We start from the raw sequence: 20,529 nt of genomic DNA, 5'->3' as shown, positions 1-20,529 counted from the left end.
TCAGGCCGGGTTCACGCCCAGCAGGCCGCGTACCCGGGAGGCGGTGAGCGGGTCGGCCCCCTCCAGCGCCTTGTGCAGCCCGGACTCGTCGGAGAAGGGCCGCGCGGCCGCGAAGTCCCGCGCCCAGTCCGCCGGGGCGCCGCACTCGGCGGTGAGGACGGCCGACGCCTGGTCCGGCGGCAGCAGATCGAACCAGCGCAGCCCGAGCGCGCCGAGGCCGTCCGAGGTGGGGGAGCCGAAGAGCCGGAGGCGGGCCAGGCCGCCGTCGGGGTGGATGTCCAGCCGGATGTGGGTGACCGGCTGGGTGGTGGTGACCCGGAAGCGGTGCGGGGTGTCGCGCTGCAACCGGGTGCGCGGCAGCAGGTCGAACCACGCGTCGGGGGCGTCCAGGCCCCCGCCGGTGGCGTCGATGCCCTGGAGCCGGGCCGAGCCGGGGGAGTTGCCGATGAAGTACGAGGTGTCGATCGTGGCGTGGGTGATGCGGCCGCGGGCGGCGAGCTGCGCGACGATCCAGTCGTTGCCGTCGTCGCGGCGCCTGCTGGTCTCCCAGCCGTCGCCCATGACCAAAGGGCAGCCCGGGGGCCAGGACGTTGTTGGGCGGGGAGTAGAAGCGGTTGCTGGCGTAGACGACCTGGCCACCCTTCTACACGGCGGCCAGGTCGAAGGCCGTGGTGGTGAGGAAGCGCGGATCCGGCGCCACCTGTCCGTGGACGCGCAGCCGCGCGACGCCCCCGTCGGGGAAGATGCGGAGCCGGACATGGGTGAAGCGCTGCTCCACGTCCACCGGGAAGCGGTGCTCGCTGTCGCCGCCGCAGGGCGCTCTTCGGCACGATGGGCACCCATGTGGCGCCCGCGATCTCCTCGGGCGTGGGATGGCCTTCGACCGCGCACGCCTCCAGCGCGCAGTGTTCGGGGTAGTTGCCGGTGAAGTGGGCCGTGTCGACGATGACGCCGTGGATCACTCCGGGGGTGCCGAGGCGGACGATCGCCCAGTCGTGGTCCCCGTCCTCGAATTCGGGGCGGCGGCGACGGGTCTCCCAGCCGTCCATGATCTGGCCCTTGTGGCCGAAGGTGTGGGGCTGGAAGACCGCTGCCGCGGGGCGCAGCAGGTTCTCCTTCTCGGCGAAGAACTCGTCGTTGGCGGCGATGACGCCGCCGCCGAGGGCGCGGGCGGCGAGGTCGGGCAGCAGGGTGAAGTCCGTCATGTCTCTCCTCGGCTCGGGAGCCGGCTCGGGAGCCGTTGGGGTGAGCCTCCCGGCGGCGCGGCTTCGACCGCGTGGATCACGCCGCCGGGAGGAGCTGTGGGGTGCCGGGCGATGCCGCCCGGGGGTCAGCCGATGGCGGTGCGGACCGCCGTGGGGGCGTGTTCGGGGCTGGTGGCGAGTTCCTCGAACTCGTTGACGTTGTCGAGTTCGGTGCCCATGGACACGTTGGTGATGCGCTCCAGGATGATCTCGACGACGACCGGGACCCGGTGTTCGGCCATCAGCTTCTTGGCCTCTTCCAGCGCGGGTGCGATGCGGTCGGGTTCGAAGACCCGGATGGCCTTGCAGCCGAGCCCTTCGGCGACCTTGACGTGGTCGACCCCGTAGCCGCCGACCTCGGGGGCGTTGACGTTGTCGAAGGAGAGCTGGACGCAGAAGTCCATGTCGAAACCGCGCTGGGCCTGGCGGATCAGCCCCAGATAGGCGTTGTTGACGACGACGTGGAGATACGGGATCTGGAACTGGGCCCCGACGGCGAGTTCCTCGATCATGAACTGGAAGTCGTAGTCGCCGGAGAGGGCGACGACGGGGGCGTCCGGGGCGGCGGTCGCCACGCCCAGCGCGGCCGGGACGGTCCAGCCCAGCGGCCCGGCCTGACCGGCGTTGATCCAGTGCCGGGGGCGGTAGACGTGCAGCATCTGGGCGGCCTGGATCTGGGAGAGGCCGATGGTGGAGACGTAGCGGGTGTCCGGTCCGAACGCCCGGTTCATCTCCTCGTAGACGCGCTGCGGTTTGACCGGCACCTGGTCGAAGTGGGTCCTGCGCAGCATCGAGCCCTTGCGCCTGCGGCAGCTGTCGGCCCAGTCGCCGCGGTCCTGGAGGCGGCCGGCCGACTTGAGTTCCCTGGCGGCCTCGACGAACAGCTCCAGGGCGGCCCGGGCGTCGGAGACGATGCCGTAGTCGGGCGCGAACACCCGGCCGATCTGGGTGGGTTCGATGTCGACGTGCACGAAGGTGCGGTCCTTCGTGTACGTGTCGACGCCGCCGGTGTGGCGGTTGGCCCAGCGGTTGCCGATGCCGAGGACGAAGTCCGACTCCAGCAGGGTGGCGTTGCCGTAGCGGTGGGAGGTCTGGAGGCCGACCATGCCCGCCATCAGCGGGTGGTCGTCGGGGATGGTGCCCCAGCCCATCAGGGTGGGCACGACCGGCACCCCGGTCAGCTCGGCGAACTCCACCAGCAGATCGGCCGCGTCGGCGTTGATGATGCCGCCACCGGCGACCAGCAGCGGCCGCTGGGCGGCCTGGAGCAGGCCGATCGCCTTGTCGATCTGCGCCCGGGTCGCGGCGGGCTTGTGGATCGGCAGCGGCTCATAGGTGTCCGGGTCGAACTCGATCTCGGCCATCTGGACGTCGATGGGCAGGTCGATCAGCACCGGTCCGGGGCGGCCGGACCGCATCAGGTGGAACGCCTGCTGGAACGCGCCCGGCACCTGGGCGGGCTCCAGCACGGTCATGGCCATCTTGGTCAGCGGCGCCGCGATCGAGGCGATGTCGACCGCCTGGAAGTCCTCCTTGTGCAGCTTGGCCACCGCCGCCTGGCCGGTGATGCACAGGATCGGGATCGAATCGGCGCTCGCCGAGTACAGACCGGTGATCATGTCGGTGCCCGCGGGGCCGCTGGTGCCCACACAGACGCCGATGTTCCCGGCCTCGGCACGGGTGTAGCCCTCGGCCATGTGCGAGGCGCCCTCGACATGCCGGGCCAGGACGTGGGTGAGGCCGCCGTTGCTGCGCATCGCGGCGTAGAAGGGGTTGATCGCCGCGCCGGGGAGACCGAAGACGTGAGTGGTGCCCTCACGCTTCAGGATCTCCACCGCCGCCTGGGCCGCTGTCATACGCGCCATGGGGTTCTCCTGTGGTTCCGGGGGTTCAGTGGATGTCGCGGCCGGCCAGGCGCTCGACGCCGCGCAGCAGTGCGGAGTGGTCCAGGTCGCCGTCGCCGCAGGCGCGGGCGGAGGCGACCAGCTGGGCGACGACGGCGCCGACGGGCAGCGGTGCGCCGACCGCCCGGGCGGCGTCGGTGACGATGCCCATGTCCTTGTGGTGCAGGTCGATGCGGAAACCGGGCTGGAACGAACGGCTCAGTACGGCGTCCCGCTTGCGGGCCAGTACGGTCGATCCGGCCAGGCCGCCGCCGAGGACCTCCAGCGCGGCCCCCAGGTCCACCCCGGCGTTCTCCAGGAACACCACGGACTCGGCCAGGGCCTGGAGGTGGACGGCGACCATCAGCTGGTTGGCGGCCTTGACCGTCTGTCCCGCGCCGTGCGGGCCGACGTGCACGATGGTGGTGCCCAGCGCCTCGAACACCGGCTTCGCCTCGGCGAAGTCGTCCGGCTCGCCGCCGACCATGATGGACAGGACGGCCTCGATGGCCCCGGCCTCGCCGCCGGAGACCGGGGCGTCCAGGGTGCGGATGCCCTTGTCCTTCGCGGCGGCCTCGACCTCCAGGGAGGTCTGCGGGGTGATGCTGCTCATGTCGATCAGCAGGGTGCCCGGCGCGGCGTGTTCCAGGACGCCGCCCTCGCCGAGGACGACCTCCTTCACCTGCGGGTCGGCCGGGACCATGGTGATGACGACCTCGGCGTCGCGCACCGCCTGCGCGATGCTGTCCGCGCCGTGGCCACCGGCCGCCGCGAGCTTGTCGACGGCGGGGCGGCTGCGGTTGTAGCCGGTGACGGTGTGCCCGGCCTTGACCAGGTTGGCGGCCATCGGGCCGCCCATGATGCCCAGGCCGATGAAGGTGATCTTCCGTGAAGTGGCGCTCATGGTTTCCTCCGTGTGGTTGCTTTGAGGGCTCGGTCAGGCGCGGGCGGTGCTGCCGCGCCGCTCGCGCGGGAGCCAGTCGAAGCTGTCGGCGCTCGGGCCCTGGGCCTTGTACTCCAGGCCCACCCAGCCGTCGTAGCCCGCCGTCTCGATCGCGGTGAGCAGCCCGTCGAGGTCCAGCCCGCCGGTGCCCGGCGCGCCCCGGCCGGGCGCGTCCGCGATCTGCACATGGCCGACGCGGTCCGCGTGGGCGGCGATCACACCGGCCACGTCGTCGCCGTTCACGGCCAGGTGGTAGAAGTCGGCGAGGAAGCGCACATTGCGGGCGCCGGACGCGCGCTCCACCCGGTCGATGACGCCGAGCGCGTCCGCCGCGGTGAGCAGGGGGTACGCGGGGGCGCCGCTGACCGGCTCCACCAGCACCGTGCCGCCGATGCGCCGTGCCACCTCGGCTGCGAGCGCCAGGTTCTCGGCGGCGAGGGCGTCCTGCTCCGCCGGGTCGGCTCCGTCGACGCGGTTGCCGTAGAGGGCGTTGAACGCGCGGCAGCCCAGCTGTTCGCCGATCCCCACGGTCACGTCGATGTTGTCGCGGAACTCCGCGCTGCGGGCGGGCCAGGACACCAGGCCGCGGTCGCCGCCCGGCATGTCACCGGCGAAGAAGTTCAGACCGGTCAGCTGGACCCCGGCGTCCCGCACCGCGCGGACGAAGGCGTCGACGTCCTTGTCCTCCGGCACCGCCACCGCGTGGGGCCACCAGAACTCGACCGCGTCGAACCCGGCGGCCTTCGCCGCGGCCGGGCGCTCCAGCAGCGGCAGCTCGGTGAAGAGGATCGACAGGTTGACCGTGTACGGGAGACGGTGGGCGCTCATTTCTCACATCCCAGGACGTAGGTGTCTTGCCAGGTGTTCTTGTCAGGTTCGGGTGCGGCTCGCGTCCCGGACCGCCGCGGCGACCGCGGGCGCGACGTCCGGGTCGAAGACGCTGGGGACGATGTGTCCGGCGTGCAGATCCCCGGCCGCCACCGTGTCGGCGATGGCGCGGGCCGCGGCGATGAGCATCGCGTCGGAGATCTCCCGGGCGCTCGCGTCGAGGAGCCCGCGGAAGATGCCGGGGAAGGCCAGCACGTTGTTGATCTGGTTGGGGTAGTCGCTGCGGCCGGTGGCGACGACGGTGGCGTGGCGCCGCGCCTGGACCGGATCGACCTCGGGGTCGGGGTTGGCCAGGGCGAAGACGATCGCGTCGTCCGCCATGGCCGCTACGTCCTCTCCGTTCAGGATGTCGGGTGCGGACACCCCGATGAAGACGTCCGCGCCGCGCAGGGCGTCCGCCACGCTGCCGGAGCGGTTTCCGGCGTTGGTGCGCTCCGCGAGCCGACGGCGGGAGTCGTCCAGCCCTGGCCGGTCGCGGTGGACGACACCGGACCGGTCGCAGGCCACGATGTCGCCCGCGCCCTCGGCGGCCAGCAGCCGGATGATGGCGGTCCCCGCGGCGCCCACCCCGCTCACCACGATCGTCGTGTCGGCGAGTTTCTTGCCGACCACGCGCAGGGCGTTGGTGAGGGCGGCCAGGACGACGACGGCCGTGCCGTGCTGGTCGTCGTGGAAGACCGGGATGTCCAGCTTCTCGCGCAGCCGCCGTTCGATCTCGAAGCAGCGCGGTGCGGCGATGTCCTCGAGGTTGACACCTCCGTAGACCGGGGCGATCAGCTCGACGGTCCGGACGATCTCGTCGGTGTCCTGGGTGCCCAGGCAGACCGGCCACGCGTCCACGTCGGCGAACCGCTTGAACAGGGCGGCCTTGCCCTCCATGACGGGCAGGGCGGCCGCGGGGCCCAGGTTGCCGAGGCCCAGCACGGCCGATCCGTCGGTGACGACCGCGACCGTGTTGCCCTTCACGGTGAGGCGCCGGGCCTCGTCCGGGGCGGTGGCGATGGCCCGGCAGACGCGGGCCACCCCTGGGGTGTAGGCGCGGGAGAGGTCGTCGCGGTTGTGCAGCTCGACCCGGGGGCTGACCTCCAGCTTGCCCCCGATGTGCATGAGGAACGTGGCGTCGCCGACCGTGCGCACGCCCACCCCGTCCAGCGCCGCCACCGCGTCGGCGATGACCTGGATGTGATCGCTGTCGACGGCGTCGCAGGTCAGGTCGACCACGATGCGGTCGGTACCGGTCTCGACGACGTCGAGCGCGGTGAGCACACCCCCGGCGTCGCCCACCGCCGCGGCCAGCCGCCGGGTGGAGGCGGCGTCGGCGGGGGCCTCCGCACGCAGGGTGAGGGCGAATCCGGGACTCGGTGTGGGCATGGACTGACCTCGCACGTTCGGGGCGCCTCTGGAGCGCCGGACGGCTCCATCCGCCACTTTCGTGAACTTCCACGATGCGGATAGTGATTTTTGCTTAGCGGAATAACAACCCTTGAGGTGCGTCGGCGTCAACCCCCTGGCGGCGGTTGATGGCGATGGGTCCGCTTCAGCAAAAGGTTTGATCAGCCCGCTGCGTGCGAAGCGTTGACATGGGGTCGCGGCCGACCTATACATCTCCCAGTTGAAAAAAGTTTTCCGCGAAGTGGAATGGCCTGGATCGGGGAGAGGTGACCGCCCCCTCTTCCAGGGCCGAGCCGTCCCCCGGTGGCATCACCCCGGCGGGACCGTCCCACGCTCGTGTCATCCCCAGAGGAGCCCCGCCCCGTCTGTGGAGTGCGGCCAGCCCAGGAGGTTCTTGACGTGAAACCCATCCATCTGCTCGGCGCGATCCCGTTTCTCGGGATCCTCGGGGGGATCTTCTTCGTGAACCGGGTGACGCCCTACGTCCTCGGTATGCCGTTCATCCTCTTCTGGCTGGTCCTGTGGGTCGTCCTGATCTCGGCGACCATGGCCGTCATCTACCGGCTCGACCCCGCCAACCGTGAGGAGGACGCCGCGTGATCGCCCTCGGCATCATCTTCGTCTTCCTCGCCGCCTCGCTCCTGCTGGGCCTGCGTGCCCGCCGCGGCCGGGACATGGACCTCGAGCAGTGGTCGGTCGGTGGCCGCGGCTTCGGAACGATCTTCGTCTTCCTGCTGCTGGCCGGCGAGATCTACACGACCTTCACCTTCCTCGGCGCCTCGGGCTGGGCGTACGGCAAGGGCGCCCCGGCGTACTACATCCTCTGTTACGCCTCACTCGCCTATGTGCTGTCCTACTGGCTGCTCCCGGCCGTGTGGCGCTACGCCAAGCAGCACCGGCTCATCTCGCAGTCCGACTTCTTCGTCGCCAAGTTCGAGAGCCCGCTGCTGGGCGCGCTCGTGGCCCTCGTCGGTGTCATCGCGATGGTGCCGTACCTCGTCCTCCAGCTGAAGGGACTCGGGATCATCGTCTCGGTCTCCTCCGACGGCAAGATCCCCTCCCACTGGGCCATCGTCATCGGCACCGTCGCGCTGACTGTCTACGTCACCATCTCGGGCATCCACGGTTCGGCGTGGACGGCCGTGATGAAGGACGTCGCCATCCTCGCGGTCGTCCTGATCCTCGGCATCTACCTGCCGATCCACTACTTCGGCGGCTTCGAGGACATGTTCCAGGCGGTCGACAAGGCCCATCCGGACTTCATCACGCTGCCCACCAGCGGCATGAGCACCTCGTGGTTCTCCTCCACCGTGCTGCTCTCCGCGCTGGGCTTCTACATGTGGCCGCACACCTTCAGCGCCTCCTATAGCGCCCAGAACGAACGTGTCTTCCGCCGCAACGCCATCTTCATGCCGCTCTACCAGCTCATCCTGCTCTTCGTCTTCTTCGCCGGCTTCGCGGCCATCCTCGTCGTGCCCGGCCTCAAGGGCGCCGACGCGGACCTCTCGCTGCTGCGCATCACCACCGCCACGTTCCCCTCGTGGTTCGTGGGCATCGTGGGCGGGGCGGGACTGCTCACCGCGCTGGTCCCCGGGTCGCTGCTCCTCATGACCTCCGCGACCTGCCTGGCGAAGAACGTCTACCGCCTCGCCCGCCCGCAGACCACCGACCGTCAGGTGACCCGCCTGGCGCAGTGGCTGGTCCCCGCCCTCGCGCTGGTCTCCCTGTACTTCACCTTCAACGGCGGCGACTCGATCGTGTCCCTGCTGCTCATGGGCTACGCCCTGGTGACCCAGCTCTTCCCCGCCCTGCTCGCGAGCCTGAGTGCGCGGCGGTTCGTCACCCTCGCTGGCCGCAGCGGGCATCGTCGTCGGTGTGGTCACGGTCGCCGTCGTCACCCTCTCCGGTGTCACGGTCGGCAGTCTGATGCCGGCTCTTTCCGCAGGCCGTCAAGGACCTGAACGTGGGTGTCATCGCCCCTGGTTCCTCAATGCCGTGGTGATGGTGGCCGTTTCCGCCGCCACCCCGCACGGCGGGACGCCCCGCTCCCGCCCCCGCCGCAGGTCCAGCCCGAGGCCGCGGCCGGAGCCGGCTGATCCGCCCATCCCGCACATACGCCGCCACCCCCGGCCCGGCCGGGGGTGGCGGCGTATGCCGGTGATGCTCGTAAGGGTCACCAGCTGCTCTTGGTCACCCCGGGAAGCTCACCCGCGTGCGCCATCTCGCGCAGCCGGATGCGGGACAGGCCGAAGGCGCGCAGATGGCCCCGGGGGCGGCCGTCGATGGAGTCCCGGTTGCGTACGCGCGTGGCGCTGGCGTCGCGTGGCTGGCGGCGCAGCTCCCGCTCGGCGGCGAGACGTTCCTCATCCGGGGTGTGGGGGGCTGCGATGAGCGCCTTCAACTGGGCGCGGCGCTGGGCGTAACGGGCGACGATCGCGTGCCGCCGGTCATTCTTGGCGATCTTGCTCTTCTTCGCCATCAGACCTTTCCTCCCCGGGCGCGGATGCGGGCCACGGCCGCTTCGACGCCGATGCTGTCGACGGTCTTCACGGCCCTGGCGCTGAGCGTGAGCCGGACATGGCGCCCCTCGCTGGGCAGCCAGTAGCGCTTGCGCTGGATGTTGGGGTCGAACCGGCGCTTGGTGCGGCGGTGGGAGTGGGAGACGTGGTTGCCGAAGCCGGGCCGGCGGCCGGTGAGTTGGCAGTGGGCGGACATGGGTCCTCTCTGGTGGTGTCTCGTCGTGTTCGGTCGTGTTGGGGGATATGCGGGTGCCACCGTAGCAGCTAGATGAAAATGATAACCAAAAGCTAGTGCTCGATGGCCTCACCCGCCTCCACGACCACGGTCCGCGAGGCGAGCGCCGCGGTGGCCGCGTCATGGGTGATGAGGATCAGCGCCAGGTCGTCGCGGTCGCGCAGCAGCGTGGCGAGCAGATCGAGGAAGCCGCGCCGGGTGACGGTGTCCAGGCCCGAGGTGATCTCGTCGCACACCAGCACCCGTGGCCGGGCGAGCAGGGCGCGGGCCAGCGCCGCCCGCTGGAGTTCACCCCCGGACAGCTGCCCGGGCAGCCGGTGCACCAGCTCGTCCACCAGCCCGAGGCGGTCCAGGACCGTCCGCGCCTCGGCCCGTGCCGTGGCCGGGGCGACGCCCCTGAGCCGTATCGCCGTGCGCGCCACCTGGTCCAGCACCGGCCGGTGTTCGTCGAAGGCGGCCCGCGCGTCCTGGAAGACGTACTGGACGGCGGCGATCTGCTCCCGGGTGCGCGAGCGCAGGCTGCGCGGCAGGGGCGTCCCGTCGAGCAGCACCTGTCCGTCGTGGTCCCGGTGGAGTCCGGCCAGACAGCGGCCGAGGGTGGTCTTGCCGCTGCCTGAGGGGCCGAGGACGGCCAGACAGGTGCCGCCGCTGACGGCGAGGTCGCCGGTGCGGAGTACGGGAGTGGCCCCGTGGCGTGCCGTCAGATCGCGCACCCGCAGGACGGCCTGGCCGGGCGGCACGCGCCCCGTGGCCTTCGGCGCTGGCCCGTGTGCGGCGAGGAGTTGACGGGTCCAGGCGTGGGCGGGGGCGTGCCACACCCGCTCGGCCGGTCCCGACTCCACCACCCGGCCGTCGCGCATCACCACGACCTCGTCGGCGAGCGTCCGCACCACGTCGAGGTCGTGGCTGAGCAGCACCACGGCGATGCCTTGCGCGGCGACCGCGGACAGCCGCTCGACGATGCGCCGCTTCGTCACCGGGTCCTGCCCGGTGGTCGGTTCGTCCGCGACCACCACCCTGGCCCCGAGGAGCAGCGCCTGCGCGAGCACCACACGCTGCTGCTGGCCGCCCGACAGCTGATGCGGATAGCGGCGCAACACCTCATCCCTGTCAGGGAGTTGGGCGAGCGACAGGGCGGTGAAGACGTGTTCGCGCGCGGCGGCGCGGCGCTCGGAGCGCGGCAGGCTCCGCACCTGGCCGCGCGCGATGTCGCCGAGCAGTGCGCCGACCCGGCGGGCCGGGTTGAGGACGGCTGCCGGGTGCTGGGGCACGTATCCGGCCAGGCCGTCGGCCACCCGGACCCGGCCGGTGACCCTCGCCCCCGCCGGGTACTCGCCGAGCAGCGCGAGGCCCGTGGTGGTCTTGCCGCTGCCGGACGAGCCCACCAGCGCGGTGACCTTCCCCGGCAGCGCCCGCAGGCTCACCCCGTCGACGATGGCCCGGCCGCCGACCTCGATGCGCAAGTCCTCGATCTCCGCGACCGCGTTCATGTCCGTACCCCCTTATCCGGTTGCCCACGGCGCTCCAGTACGGCGTCGAACAGCAGGTTGCTTCCCACGGTCAGGGCGACGATCAGCAGCGCGGGCACCACGACCGCCCAGGGCTGGACGAACAGCCCGGTGCGGTTGCGGTCCACCATGACGGCCCAGTCCGCGGCGTCCGGTGCGACACCGACACCCAGGAACGCGGCCGTGGCCACCAGATAGAGCACCCCGGTGAGCCGGATACCGGCGTCGGTGGCGAGGGTGCGCACGGTGGACCGGCCGACGTAGCCGACCCCGATCCGCCACCCGCTCTCGCCCTGCATGCGCAGCGCCTCCACGGCGGGGCGCGAGGCGGCCTCGGCCGCGGCGGCGCGTACGATCCGGGCGGCGTCCGGGATGTTGACGAGCGCCACCAGCAGGGCGAGCCCCGCGGGGCCCGGCGCGGCGACGGTGGCCACCAGCAGAATCAGCAGCAGCGACGGCACGGCGAGCAGCACGTCGAGGGGGCGCATGAGCAGGTCTTCCAGCCGCCGCCGATGGGTCAGCGCGGCCAGCAGCCCCAGCGGCAGGGCGACCAGATAGGTGAGAGCTGTCGCGGCGAGCGCGACCAGGACCACCGGACGTCCGCCGAGCAGGATCTGCCGCCACACGTCGCGGCCGGTGAAGTCGGTGCCGAGCCAGTGGCCGCCGCCGAGCGTGAAGGACACGGCGCGCGGCCCGGCCTCGCCCGCGAAGAACGGCCCCAACAGGGCCAGGGCGAGCGGGACACCGGCGAGCACGGCGGCGAGGACATAGCGCCCCCACGTGCCGAGGTGTGTGCTCACGCCGTCACCTCCGCCCGGGGAGCGAAGCGGTGGGCCACCAGATCGGCACCGGTGTTCAGGACGACGGTGATGAGCCCGAACACCACGGCGAGCCCCTGGACGACGGGCATGTCGCGTTCGGCGACCGCGTTCAGCAGGACGGTTCCCAGCCCAGGGATCACGAAGAGGCCCTCCACGACGATGACGCCGCACAGCAGCCAGTCCACGGTGCGGGCGAGGTGCTGGGCGGCCGGGGCGACCGCGTTCGGCAGGGCGTGTGCGTAGCGCACCCGGACACCGGACACGCCGTACCGGCGGGCTTGGGCGACGTACGGCGAGGCCAGCGCGTCGATCATTCCGGCGCGCACCAGACGGGTCAGCGAACACACCGGCCGGGACAGCAGCACGAGCACGGGGAGCACCAGGGTGGCGGGGTGGGCGAGCAGATCGGTGCCGTAGCCGACGGCGGTCGGCGGAAACCAGCCCAGCCGCAGCGCGAAGGCGGTCACCAGGAGCGTGCCGAGGGCGAATTCGGGGACGGCGTAGACACCGAGCGCCACCGAGCTGATGGCCCGGTCCGTACGGCGCCCCGCGTGGCGGGCCGCGAGCACACCGAGACCGACCCCCAGCGGCACCAGGAGCAGCAGCGTGAGCCCGGCGAGCAGCAGCGTCGGGCCGAACCCGTCGCTGACGTACGAGCCGACGGGGCGGCCGGAGACCAGCGAGGTGCCCAGGTCGCCGTGGAGCAGCCCGGCCGCCCAGTCCAGCAGGCGTTCGTACGCGGGCCGGTCCAGGTCCATGGCCTCCCGGATGGCGGCGATCCGCGCCGGGTCGGGCTGGTCCCCGGCCAGGGCCACGGCGGCATCGCCCGGCAGCGCCTCGGTGAGCGCGAACACCAGCAGCACCACGGCCACGGTCTGCGCCGCGCCGAGCAGCAGCCGCCGGGCGAGCCAGGAGCGCAGACCCGTCACCGCAGCCAGACCTTGTCGAACCGGGCCCAGTCCAGGGTGTTGGCCGGTGCCCGGTGGTCCACGCCGCCCACGGTGCGGGCCGTGCCGATGATCCAGTCGGCGAACCCCCAGACCAGGAAGCCGCCTTCGGCGTACAGACGGCGCTGCATGCGCTCGTACACCGCGGCGCGGTCCTTGTCGTCCCTGGTGGACTGGGCCTGCTGGTAGAGGGCGTCGAAGTCCTTGTGCTGCCACTTGGTGGCGTTGGTGGTGGAGCCGGTGAGCAGCCGCTGGGAGAGATGGGATTCGATGGGCATGGCACCGGAGCGGTAGCTGCACAGGGTGCCGGAGTCGAGGATGTCGTTCCAGTAGGAGTCCTTGCTGCCGTTGCGGACCCTGATGGTGACCCCGGCCTTGGCGGCTTGGTCGCGGAAGATTCCGGCGGCCTCGGTGAATCCGGCGGCGACGGCCGACGTGTCGAGGGTGACCCGGAGGTCTTCCGCGCCCGCCTGCTTCAGCAGCTTGCGCGCGCGTCCGAGGTCCTGTTCGCGCTGCGGCAGGCCGTCGGCGTAGTACGCGTACCCCTTGCCGAAGAGGTCGTTGCCGATCTCGCCCGCCCCGGACAGGGCGCCGTTCAGCAGCTCCTTCCGGTCGGCGATCAGGAAGAACGCCTCACGGACCCGCTTGTCGTCGAAGGGCGGCCGGTCGGTCTTCATGGCGAACGCCTGCATGGCGCTGCCCGGCAGCCGGACGATCTCGATCTGGCCCGCCTTCTCGTGGGCGCGCGCCGTGGTGGGGCTCAGCTCATGGGCGTATTCCACCTGGCCGCCGAGGAGGGAGTTGACGCGCGCGGACTCGTCGTTGGCGACGATGAACTCCAGCCGGTCCAGGTAGGGGGCGCCGTCCCAGTAGTCGTCGTTGCGCCGCAGGACGGTGGAGCGGCCGGGGGAGAATGACACGAGGCGGAACGGCCCGCTGCCGACCGGCTTGTCGTCGAAGTCCCCGGCGCCCTCGGGGATGATGTACGCGCCGAACGCGGCGAGCACATTGGGGAATTCGGCGGTCGGGCGCTTGAGGACGAACTCCACGGTCCGCCGGTCCAGTGCCCGGCTGGCCTTCAGATCGATGGGTTCCAGCGACGCCTTGGCGCGGAACGTCTTCTCCGGGTCGGCGATGCGGCGGTAGCTGAAGAGGACATCGTCCGCGGTCACCGGCTTTCCGTCGTGGAAGGTGGCCTCCCTGAGGGTGACCTTCCAGCGGTCCAGGCCCGCGTTCGGCTCCCACGCCGAGGCGAGGCGCGGCCGGGCCACGAGGGAGGCGTCGTAGTCGGCGAGCTTGTCGTAGAGCGCCTTGGCGCGGGCGGCGTCGGCGAAGAGGCTGCCCAGATGCGGATCGAGGCTCTCGCTCGCCCCGCCACCGGCGAACGCGGCGCGCAGCCGCCCGCCACGCTTCGGCTTGCCATCGCCGTGTCCGGACGCGCCGGAGGGGGAGCCGCCACATCCGGTGAGGGCGAGCGCGCCGAGCGAGGCCGCGCCCGAGGCGGCGAGAAAGCCGCGGCGGTGCAGGCCCGGGTGGCGGAGGCGGTGGGCGGGATCGTCATGCATGCGGTGTCCTTGGCTGGTGGTGTGCGGACACGCCCTGAGGCGTGTCCAGCCGGGCGATGAGGTGCAGCCGGTCGGCGTCGGCCGTGACGCCGGGGGTGTCGCCGTCCCGCCACGGCGGATCGGTGCGCGGCCCCGGCCCGTCGTACAGCGCGAGGACGGTGAAGCCGTGCGCGGTCAGGAAGTGGCGCAGTTCCTGGGGGAGGAGCAGCCGCCACGCGGAGCGCTGCTCGACCGGCGGCGATCCGTCGTCGGAGGTCCACACCCGGGTGCGGCGCAGCAGTTGCGCGGTCCGGTCGACGCGGAGGGTGGTGGTGGACCGGTAGCCGGTTCCCCGCCACGTGAACGCGTCGTCGGCCGGGGTGTCCAGGAGGTCGGTGCGGCCCAGGAAGTACGCGCCGTTGCGCATCTCCGCCATGAGGAGGCCACCGGGCGCGAGGGCGCGGCGGCAGGAGCCGAGGAAGCCGTCGAGGTCGTCGTTGCCGTGGCAGTACAGCAGGGCGCTGTCCAGACAGACGACGGCGTCGAACGTGCCGAGCGCGAAACCGCGCAGGTCGGCCCGGCGGTACTCCGGCCCGGGATGCCGTTCGCGGGCGTAGTCGAGCATCGCCGGGGAGAGGTCGGCGCCGATGACCGCCCGGCCCGCGCGGTGCAGATACGCGGCGTCGCGCCCGGTGCCGCAGCCGATGTCCAGGACACGTGGCCCCGCGCCGTACCGCCGCAAGGTGTCCTCCGCCCAGCGTCCGGCCAGCCGCTCGGGGTCCGGGAAGCGGGCCTCGTACAACTCCGGGCTGTCGGTGAGCAGATTGCCGGATCTTCTCCTGTCCCCGCTCACGCCGCCGCCACCACGGCTTCGGTACGGGCGGGCAGCGCACCGGAGCGGTGCAGCCAGGCGACACCGCCCGCCGAGACGAGGCCGAAGCCCGCGCAGCAGGCCCAGGGCAGCCAGGCGGCGCCCCCGCCCTCCCCGGTGTCCATGGCCCAGCCGACGGCCGTGTTGCCGACGGCCGCGGCGATGCCGGACACCACGTAGAACACCCCGAAGTAGGTGCCGGTCAGCTCCGGCCGTCCGAAGCGCGGGATCAGCTCCATCACGAACGGCTGGGCGGCCATCACCCCGAGGTACAGCAGCAGCGCACCGGCCAGCACCGGCAGCGCGTACAGCACCGCCGTGCCGCGCCCGCCGGGCGAGGCACCCGCCACCAGCATGGGCGGGACGAAGGCCAGCCCCATGAGGGCGAGGCCCGCGCCGATCCACCGCGCCCGGCTGCCGCGCCGCTTCAGGGCGCGGGTGACGCGCAGTTGCAGCGCCAGGTTGGCGAGCGTACCGACGAGGAACACGAGCCCGGCCGCGCCGTCCCAGCCGGTGGCGTGGCGCGCCCCGGCGGGCAGCAGCAGATACAGCTGGTTCTCCAGGGTGAACATGCCGACCATGGCCAGCGCGAAGGCCAGGAAGGCGCGGTTGCCCACCACTTCCCGCCAGTCCGCGAGGACACCGCCCGTCGACGGCTCGACCTCCCGGGCGGGCAGCACCAGTGCCTGGGCTACGGTCAGCACCGCGAAGATGGCGGCGGCGGTGAGCGCCGAGGCCCGGAAGTCCACCAGCAGCAGCGCGCTGCCGAGCAGCGGCCCGATGAGGGCGCCGGTGGTGGCGAAGACGTTGAACAGGGCGAACGCCTCCGCCCTGCGCCCGCCCGCCTCACGGGCGAGATACGCCCGCACGGCCGGGTTGAACAGCGCCCCCGCGAGCCCGCTGAGCACGGACGCGGCCAGCAGCACCGGCAGCCCGTCGCCGAGCGCGAACAGCGCGAATCCGAGGGTGCGTACGGCGCACCCGGCGATGATGACGCCCCGCGCGCCCAGCCGGTCCGCAGCCGAACCGCCGATCAGGAACAGGCCCTGCTGGCTGAGGTTGCGCACCCCGAGGACGATGCCGACGACCGCCGCCGACATGCCCAGATCCTCGCCGAGGTGGGTGGCGAGATAGGGGATGAGCAGATAGAAGCCGGTGTTGACACCGAGCTGGTTGACCAGGAGCAGCCGGATGGCGAGCGGGAAGCCGCGCAGTTCACGCCACGTTCTCATGGCGGCCCTCCTCTCCCTCTTCCTCGGTGGTGGCGAGCGGCCGTACGCCCAGCCCGGGGCGGCCACTGGCCCGCACCACGCCGTCGGTGCCGCCGATGCCGGTCCACGGGTCGTGGGCGAGCAGCAGGTGTCCGTCCAGGTCGGTCCAGCGGGCGTGGCCCGCGAGGTGGACGGCGGGCGCGATACCGAGGGTGCTGGCGGTCAGGCAGCCGAGCATCAGCGCGGTGCCACTGCCCTCGATGAGCGAGGCGATCCGCAGCGCCGCGTGGACGCCACCGCACTTGGCGAGCTTGACGTTGACACCCTGCACCCGTCCGGCGAGACGGCGGACGTCCTCGTAGGACACCGCGTCCTCGTCGGCGATGATGGGGAGCGGCGCGTGTTCGGCGAGGCGGGCCAGCGCCTCGGGGTCGCCCGGCCCGATGGGCTGTTCGACAGCTTCGACTCCCAACTCCGCGCATATGGGGAGCAGTTCGCGCGCCCGGGCCACGCTCCAGGCGCCGTTGGGATCGAGCAGCAGCCGGGCGTGGGGCGCGGCGGTCCGTACGGCCCGTATCCGCGCCATGTCGTCCTCGGGGTCCGCGGCACCGGCCTTGACCTTGATGACGGAGAACCCGCTGTCGGTCAGGCACCGGGCCCGCGCCGCGGCGCGCTCGGCCGGGACGATGCCGAGGGTGCGGGCGGTGGCGGCGAACGGCTCGGCGGTGGCGCCGACGAGCCGGTGGACGGGGACTCCCGCGCGCTTGCCGCACAAGTCGAGCAGCGCGGATTCGACGGCCGCCGTCACCGCGGCGGGCCGACGGCCCGGCTCCTCCTCCCACAGGGCCCGCAGCGCGCTCTCCGGGTCGGCGAAGCGGCCCAGCTCCAGGGCCGCTTCGTGCAGCAGCCGCCGGAGGGTGGCGGTGTCCAGGCCGTAGTACGCGCTGCTGACGGCCTCCCCGTGGCCGCGCTGTCCCGCGTGCTCGACCCGCAGCCACACGGCGTCGCGCGCGGCCATGGTGGAGCGGGAGATGCGAAGCGGCTCGGCGAGGTGGAGCGTTACGGTGCGTTGGCTGACGTTCACGGGCTCTCTTCCCGGATCGGGGTCCCGCCGGTCAGCGGGTCGGTGACGGTGGTGCAGCGGGCCCAGCCGGTGGCCTCGACGGCGCGCGGGTGGGCGATCTCCACGGGACGGGTTGCGGCGGTCGCGAGGTCGACGCCGTGGGCGGTGGTGAAGTCGTCGTCGTAGACGGTGCCGAGGTAGCGGTGCGGCCCGTCGGGGAAGACGGTGGCGACCACGGCGCCGGGGTGGACGCGGGCGGCCCAGGCGGCGACGAGTCCGACAGCGCCGGTGCTCCAGCCGCCGCTGACGAAGCTGCCCCGGGCCAGCCGTCGGCAGGAGTCCGCCGCTTCGGCCGGGCCGACCCAGTGGACCTCGTCGAAGGCGCCGTAGGCCACGTTGCGCGGATGGATGCTGCTGCCCAGGCCGCGCATGAGCCGGGGCCGGGCGGGCTGGCCGAAGATGGTCGAGCCGGTGGCGTCGACGCCGATGAGCCGCAGCCCGGGCCAGCGCCCGCGCAGCGGGCGGACGATGCCCGCGCTGTGGCCGCCGGTGCCGACGCTGCACACCAGGATGTCGAGGTGGTCGAGCTGGGCGGTCAGTTCGTGGGCGAGCGAGGCGTAACCGGCCGTGTTGTCGGGGTTGTTGTACTGGTCGGGCCAGTAGGCGTCCGGCAGCAGGGCCAGCAGCGCGCGCAGCCGGGCGAGACGGGCGGCCTGCCAGCCGCCCTCGGCCGCCGGGCGGTCGACCAGTTCCAGCTGGGCGCCGTAGGTGCGCAGCAACCGCCGCATCGACGGTTCCAGCTCGGTGTCGCAGACCAGCACGATGGGATGGCCGAGCGCCTGGCCCGCGAAGGCCAGGCCGACCCCCAGGGTGCCGGAGGTGGACTCCACCACCGGCGCACCGGGCCGCAGTTCACCGCGCTCCCGGGCGCCGAGCAGCATGGACACCGCGGCGCGGGCCTTCATACCACCGGCGCCGAGCCCTTCGAGCTTGGCCCAGAAACCGGGATGGGGGCAGGGCAGATCGGTGGTGATCCGGGCGAGCGGGGTGCGGCCGAGCAGCGCGAGGAGGTCGCCGTTGGCGGTGGGGTGATGGACGGCCGTGGTCATGCGGGACCCCCGTAGTGCCCTCCGTAGCAGTGGATCAGCCCGGGGCCGCCGTCCAGCCAGAAGAACGGGTAGGGCTCGGCGCACACCGCCGTGACCCCGGCGCCCACGAAGCGCGGCAGGATCGCGCTGCCGGTCTGCGCGAACATCACCAGTGGCTTCCCGTGGCGCAGCGCGTGTTCCCGCAGCGGTTCGAAGGTGCCGTTGCCGAGCGTCATGCCGGAGGCGAGCACGGCGTCACAGCGGTCCAGCTGGGCGAGCGCGTCGGTGGCGACCGGCTCGCCCCATTCCGTCGTACCGCCCTTGAGATCGCAGGCCACATAGCCCAGGCCACGTGAACGCAGGCTCTCCAGAAGGGAGTTGACGACACCGACGACCAGAACGGTCCGGCCCGGCCCCGGCCCGAGCAGCCCGGTGACGGCCTCGGCGCGGGCGCGGGACTTCTCCAGCGATGTCCCGGCGGCCAGCGGCTGGGGGCGCGCACCGGACGCGGAGGTGTGCGGCAGCATCCGCAGGAGATACGCGTCGAGGGCGGCGACGCGGACCGGGGCCAGCTCGTGGCGCAGCAGCCGGGCCACGTCCACGCCGACGCAGGTGTCGATCGCCTCGTAGGGCAGTGCGCCCGGCTCGACCGCGCACGAGCCGACGGCCTCGCCCAGCCGCAGGCTGAGCACCTCGTTGCGATAGCCGCCGCTGCGGCCGTCGTGGCGTACGGCCTGGCGCGTGGTGAAGGCCACGGCGATCCGCTGGGTGCGCGGATCGGGCCCGAAGGCGCCGTCCAGCACCCGGTCGGCCAGCTCCTCGTACGAGAAACACGGCGGCGCGGCGGTGAGCGGGCGCGCGGTCATGGGGCCACCACCCGCGGGCGCAGTCCGGACAGCAGCGCTTCGACCCGGGCGCGGGCCCCGGGCCCTTCGGGATCGCCCGCCATGACATGGCCGAGGTATGCGTTGTTGCTCCCGGCCGCCTCGACGCTCCTGCCGGGCTCGGCGAGCTGGACCTCCAGCACGTCCGGCGCCTCCCGCGCCGCGTCACCGCCGTCGACCGAGGCCAGGGTGCCCGCGGTGGCCGGCACCAGGAATCCGATGGCGGCGCTGCGCATCCCCGTGTCCCAGCCCCGCAGATCGGGCCGGTGGCCGAGGGCGACGTCCACACAGGCGGTGGCCAGGTCGACCCCCGTGACATGGCGGATCAGTTCGGTGATGCGGTTGCCCGCGGGGCGCGGATTGACCTCCACCACGCGCGGCCCGGCGGCGGTCAGCTTGATCTCGGTGTGCGCGACGACGTCGTCCAGGCCGAGCGCCTTCAGGGCGAGCACCGCGGTCTCGCGCGCGGCCGCGGCGTCGGCGGATGCGAGGGCGGCGGGGAACATGTGCCCGGTCTCGATGAACGCGGGCGCCCCGCCGACGCTCTTGTCGGTCACCCCGATCACCTCGGTGGTGCCGCCGTACGACACGGTCTCGACGCTGACCTCCGGGCCGTCGAGCAGCTCCTCCAGCAGCACGGCGGGGGAGCGGCGCTGGCCCCGGGCGTTGACCGGGAAGCCGTCGAGCGCACGCCACGCGTCCCGCAGCGCGGCCTCGTCGTCGACGCGCCGTACGTACATCCCGGCGCACAGGTCCACGGGCTTCACGACCAGCGGATAGCCGATCTCCCGGGCCCCTTCCGCCACCTCGGCCCACGTGGAGTGCACCGCGAACCGCGGTCCGGGCACTCCGGCGGCGTCGAGGACGCGCCGGGTCGCGTCCTTGCGGCAGGCGTTCCCCACCGCTTCGGCCGACGGGCCGGGAAGCCCCAGCCGGTCCGCGAGGCGCGCCGCCACCGGCAGGTAGTAGTCGCAGGAGGTGATGACCCCGTCGAAACCGAGAGCCGTGTGCAGCCGCTCGACCGCCGGCAGCAGGGTGGCGGTGTCGTTGGTGTCGGCGGTCAGCACGTGGCGCGCGGCGAGCAGCGGGTGGGCGGTGCCCTCGGGCGCGGAGCGCAGGTAGTGGTGCAGGTCACGGGTGAGGAAGGTGAACTCGTGCCCGTTCTCGCGGATCGCCCGTGGCAGCAGCCTGCTCATCGATCCGACCCAGCTCTCCACCATCAGCAGATGAGCCACAACTCTCCTTCGTCGCCGTGCGGTTGAGGTTCCGGGCAGGCCGGGCAGCGGCCTTGGCGGCAGGGGCACCCGTCTTGACCGCCTAGACGATATCGATAATCGTTTTCATTGTCATCTGATGATCCGACCAGATCTGCCTGAGCTGATTGCGAGACACATGACTCCGGCTGCACGACGCACCGCCCTGTGGTGCGCGCTCGGGGCAAGCGCCGCCGCCCTCCTCCCGGGCGCACCCGCCCACGCCGCCACCGAC

18 protein-coding genes and 1 pseudogene are annotated in these 20,529 nt (G+C 72.5%); 2 read left to right on the top strand and 17 right to left on the bottom strand.

Annotation, left to right across the window (positions count from 1 at the left end):
* The 5 genes and pseudogenes from alc to SSOG_RS05055 all read right to left on the bottom strand — a co-directional run bounded on the left by alc (position 1) and on the right by SSOG_RS05055 (position 6,329).
* Positions 1–1,205 (bottom strand): annotated as a pseudogene (alc, locus tag SSOG_RS58345) (allantoicase).
* Positions 1,206–1,330: 125 nt separating this feature from the next.
* Entirely contained in the window at positions 1,331–3,109 is a 1,779-nt protein-coding gene (gcl, locus tag SSOG_RS05070; RefSeq protein ID WP_009713137.1) for a glyoxylate carboligase, read from the bottom strand.
* Positions 3,110–3,134: 25 nt separating this feature from the next.
* A complete protein-coding gene (locus SSOG_RS05065; RefSeq protein WP_009713136.1) occupies positions 3,135–4,031 on the bottom strand; it encodes a 2-hydroxy-3-oxopropionate reductase in 897 nt (298 codons plus the stop codon).
* Positions 4,032–4,064: 33 nt separating this feature from the next.
* Positions 4,065–4,898 (bottom strand): hydroxypyruvate isomerase family protein, encoded by an 834-nt coding sequence (locus SSOG_RS05060; RefSeq protein WP_009713135.1) that lies wholly within the window; start codon positions 4,896–4,898, stop codon positions 4,065–4,067.
* A 42-nt stretch (positions 4,899–4,940) separates the two neighbouring features.
* Positions 4,941–6,329 carry an NAD-dependent malic enzyme gene (locus SSOG_RS05055; RefSeq protein ID WP_039936609.1) on the bottom strand — a complete coding sequence of 463 codons (1,389 nt, stop codon included), beginning with the start codon at positions 6,327–6,329 and terminating at the stop codon, positions 4,941–4,943.
* Positions 6,330–6,749: 420 nt separating this feature from the next.
* Between SSOG_RS05055 and SSOG_RS05050 the strand changes: the two genes are divergently transcribed.
* A complete protein-coding gene (locus tag SSOG_RS05050) occupies positions 6,750–6,950 on the top strand; it encodes a DUF3311 domain-containing protein (RefSeq protein ID WP_039936607.1) in 201 nt (66 codons plus the stop codon).
* Positions 6,947–8,311, top strand: a complete 1,365-nt coding sequence (locus SSOG_RS05045; RefSeq protein ID WP_009713132.1) for a sodium:solute symporter family protein — start codon at positions 6,947–6,949, stop codon at positions 8,309–8,311. The genes SSOG_RS05050 and SSOG_RS05045 overlap by 4 nt, the downstream gene beginning before the upstream one ends.
* A 212-nt stretch (positions 8,312–8,523) precedes the next feature.
* On the opposite strand, the gene rpsN is transcribed toward SSOG_RS05045, so the two are convergent.
* From rpsN to SSOG_RS04985, 12 genes are all read right to left on the bottom strand, one after another.
* Positions 8,524–8,829 (bottom strand): 30S ribosomal protein S14, encoded by a 306-nt coding sequence (gene rpsN / locus SSOG_RS05040; protein WP_009713131.1) that lies wholly within the window; start codon positions 8,827–8,829, stop codon positions 8,524–8,526.
* Positions 8,829–9,065 carry a 50S ribosomal protein L28 gene (rpmB, locus tag SSOG_RS05035; protein ID WP_009713130.1) on the bottom strand — a complete coding sequence of 79 codons (237 nt, stop codon included), beginning with the start codon at positions 9,063–9,065 and terminating at the stop codon, positions 8,829–8,831. Before rpmB ends, rpsN begins: the two co-directional genes overlap by 1 nt.
* Positions 9,066–9,157: 92 nt before the next feature.
* Positions 9,158–10,594, bottom strand: a complete 1,437-nt coding sequence (locus tag SSOG_RS05030; RefSeq protein WP_009713129.1) for an ABC transporter ATP-binding protein — start codon at positions 10,592–10,594, stop codon at positions 9,158–9,160.
* Positions 10,591–11,412: an ABC transporter permease gene (locus SSOG_RS05025; protein ID WP_039936606.1), complete on the bottom strand. Its 822-nt coding sequence runs from the start codon at positions 11,410–11,412 to the stop codon at positions 10,591–10,593. Before SSOG_RS05025 ends, SSOG_RS05030 begins: the two co-directional genes overlap by 4 nt.
* Positions 11,409–12,362, bottom strand: coding sequence for an ABC transporter permease (locus SSOG_RS05020; RefSeq protein ID WP_009713127.1), 954 nt, complete (start codon positions 12,360–12,362; stop codon positions 11,409–11,411). The genes SSOG_RS05025 and SSOG_RS05020 overlap by 4 nt, the downstream gene beginning before the upstream one ends.
* A complete protein-coding gene (locus SSOG_RS05015; RefSeq protein ID WP_009713126.1) occupies positions 12,359–13,945 on the bottom strand; it encodes an ABC transporter substrate-binding protein in 1,587 nt (528 codons plus the stop codon). The genes SSOG_RS05020 and SSOG_RS05015 overlap by 4 nt, the downstream gene beginning before the upstream one ends.
* Positions 13,938–14,777: a class I SAM-dependent DNA methyltransferase gene (locus SSOG_RS05010; RefSeq protein ID WP_009713125.1), complete on the bottom strand. Its 840-nt coding sequence runs from the start codon at positions 14,775–14,777 to the stop codon at positions 13,938–13,940. Before SSOG_RS05010 ends, SSOG_RS05015 begins: the two co-directional genes overlap by 8 nt.
* Positions 14,774–16,027 (bottom strand): MFS transporter, encoded by a 1,254-nt coding sequence (locus SSOG_RS05005; protein ID WP_039936605.1) that lies wholly within the window; start codon positions 16,025–16,027, stop codon positions 14,774–14,776. The genes SSOG_RS05010 and SSOG_RS05005 overlap by 4 nt, the downstream gene beginning before the upstream one ends.
* Positions 16,011–17,090 (bottom strand): dipeptide epimerase, encoded by a 1,080-nt coding sequence (locus SSOG_RS05000; RefSeq protein ID WP_009713123.1) that lies wholly within the window; start codon positions 17,088–17,090, stop codon positions 16,011–16,013. The genes SSOG_RS05005 and SSOG_RS05000 overlap by 17 nt, the downstream gene beginning before the upstream one ends.
* Entirely contained in the window at positions 17,087–18,178 is a 1,092-nt protein-coding gene (locus SSOG_RS04995) for a PLP-dependent cysteine synthase family protein (protein WP_009713122.1), read from the bottom strand. The genes SSOG_RS05000 and SSOG_RS04995 overlap by 4 nt, the downstream gene beginning before the upstream one ends.
* Positions 18,175–19,023 (bottom strand): Rossmann-like domain-containing protein, encoded by an 849-nt coding sequence (locus SSOG_RS04990; protein WP_039936604.1) that lies wholly within the window; start codon positions 19,021–19,023, stop codon positions 18,175–18,177. The genes SSOG_RS04995 and SSOG_RS04990 overlap by 4 nt, the downstream gene beginning before the upstream one ends.
* Complete coding sequence (locus SSOG_RS04985) at positions 19,020–20,276, bottom strand: ATP-grasp domain-containing protein (RefSeq protein WP_009713120.1); 1,257 nt, start codon at positions 20,274–20,276, stop codon at positions 19,020–19,022. Before SSOG_RS04985 ends, SSOG_RS04990 begins: the two co-directional genes overlap by 4 nt.
* Between the last annotated feature and the right edge of the window lie 253 nt (positions 20,277–20,529).

Origin of the sequence: Streptomyces himastatinicus ATCC 53653 (genome assembly GCF_000158915.1) — a bacterium.
GTDB lineage: Bacteria > Actinomycetota > Actinomycetes > Streptomycetales > Streptomycetaceae > Streptomyces > Streptomyces himastatinicus.
Note: the sequence above shows the minus strand (reverse complement) of the source record. Positions and strands in the feature narration are given on the sequence as shown.